Origin of the sequence: Streptomyces sp. M2CJ-2 (assembly GCF_016757295.1) — a bacterium.
Classification (GTDB): domain Bacteria; phylum Actinomycetota; class Actinomycetes; order Streptomycetales; family Streptomycetaceae; genus Streptomyces.
Map to the genome: position 1 here is coordinate 1 of NZ_JAESIF010000202.1, position 1,946 is coordinate 1,946.

Sequence of the window (1,946 nt, forward strand, 5' to 3'; positions counted from 1 at the left end):
CAGCTGCGCGGCGCCATCATCTGGCTGCGCAGCCTTGCCCCCGCCACATGATCACGATCCCGAACAGGCCCTAGGCCGAGGTGAGATCGGGGTGGGGCGGATCGGTGGTGAAGGTGCGGTGGTCGCGGATGAGGGCCCATAGGACGTCGAGACGGCGGCGGGCCAAGGCGAGGATCGCCTGTTTGTGGCTCTTGCCTTCGTTTCTCTTCCGGTCGTAGAAGGTCTTCGAGGTGGGGCAGAAGCGGGCGGCGATCTGGGCGGAGAGGTAGAAGACCCGCAGGAGCCGGCGATGGTAGCGGTGTGGCCGGCGCATGTTGCCGCTGATGCGACCGGAGTCCCGTGGGACCGGTGCGAGTCCGGCGACACCGGCGAGCCGGCCCGCGCTGCCGAAGGCGTCCATGTCCCCGCCGGTGCAGGCGATGAACTCCGCCCCCAACAACGGGCCCATGCCGGGCATACTGAGGACCACTTCCGCATGGCGGTGCTCTCGGAAACGGACCGCGATCTGCGCGTCGATGTCAGCGATCTCATCGTCCAGAGCCAACACCGCCCTGGCCAGGGTGTTGACCACGGCCGCGGCAGTGCTCTCCCCGGCCACGGCGGTGTGCTGGGCCTGCCCCGCGGCGACGGCTGCATCGGCCATGGCCTGGGCGCCACGGACCTTGCGGTTCTTCAGCCAGGTCGCGAGCCGGCTCGGGCCGACCCGGCGCAGGCCGGCTGGGGTCTGGTAGCCGGTCAGCAGGACAAGTGCCGCCTTGGAGGCGGCATAGTCGAAGGCCCGCTCGAGAGCGGGGAAGTACTCCAGGAGCTGTGCTCGCATCCGGTTGATGGCGCGGGTGCGGTCGGCGGCGAGGTCGTAGCGTCGGGCGGTGAGGATCTTCAGGGCCACCGCGATCTCGTCCCAGTCCTGCAAGGGCTGCAGGTCCCGGCGCATCCGTGCCTGGTCGGCGATGACGTAGGCGTCCTTCGCGTCTGTCTTGCCGTCCCCGCGGTAGCCGCGGGAGGCGTGGTGGACGGTTCGGCCAGGAATGTAGAGGAGCCGCTGGCCATGGCTGGTCAGGAGGACTATCAGCAGAGCCCCCCCGCCGGCGTTCAGGTCGACAGCCCAGGTCACCGGGCTGTCCTCGGCCAGTGCGAGGACGTCGCCTATCAGCTCCAGCAGCTCAGCCTCGTTGTTGGGCACGCGGCGCGAGAGCACCTTCGTCCCGTCCGTGTCGATCACCGTGCAGTGGTGCGCGGCCTTGCCCGCGTCCGTCCCCGCCCAGAGCTCGGGCACCCGAGCCTCCCTCGTCGATCGGTTGACTGGTCCCTGCAGACGACCACGCCGACGTGTCCTTACGAAGCGATCTCTGTTCGCTCATCCCAATGAGTGGCCGTGTCGTCGTGGGGCACTGGGCGGCCAATCAGTCAAAGCCACACGTACGGCATGAGCACTTTCAGCCACACCCAGGCCCCTGGGTCTCCCGATCGTACGAAGGGCCGGAATCAACCCGCCAACAAGGTAAGGAGCGCTTCAGTCGGCGGGACTCGCCAGGCGTGCTGCTCCATGGGCGCGGCCGCCTCAGGCTTGCGGCTACCGGCTCATTCCGGGCTGTCACCACTCCCCAGCATGCCCAGGGCTTTGTCGAGCCGGACCTGCCTGGCCTCCGGCGTGAGCGCCTGAAGCAGCGGCAGGATCAGCAGGTAGCGTCCGGTCTTGTCGAGCGCCTCGAACGCCTTCTTGGCCTCAGGGTTCGCATCGAGCACCGCCGCAAGGTCGGACGGTACCGTCGCCGTCTTCTGCGACTCGTAGGCCGCCGCCCATCGTCCGTCCTCCTGCGCCCTGCGCACCTCGGCCAACCCGGGTTCGCGCATCCGCCCCGTGGCCGTCAGCCTCGACTGCTCAGCGGAATTCGCTGATCTGACGCCCCGATAGAGGAAAGGCGCCCGTGACCTGCAAGGATCTG

General features: G+C 68.6%; 2 protein-coding genes. Both read right to left on the reverse strand.

Features of this window, described 5'->3' with window-relative positions:
* Nucleotides 1–70: 70 nt before the first annotated feature.
* Nucleotides 71–1,276, reverse strand: a complete 1,206-nt coding sequence (locus JL475_RS38750) for an IS110 family transposase (RefSeq protein ID WP_202282887.1) — start codon at nucleotides 1,274–1,276, stop codon at nucleotides 71–73.
* Nucleotides 1,277–1,581: 305 nt separating this feature from the next.
* The coding region (locus JL475_RS38755) for a YdeI family protein (protein ID WP_202282888.1) at nucleotides 1,582–1,946 on the reverse strand (365 nt) is incomplete at its 5' end.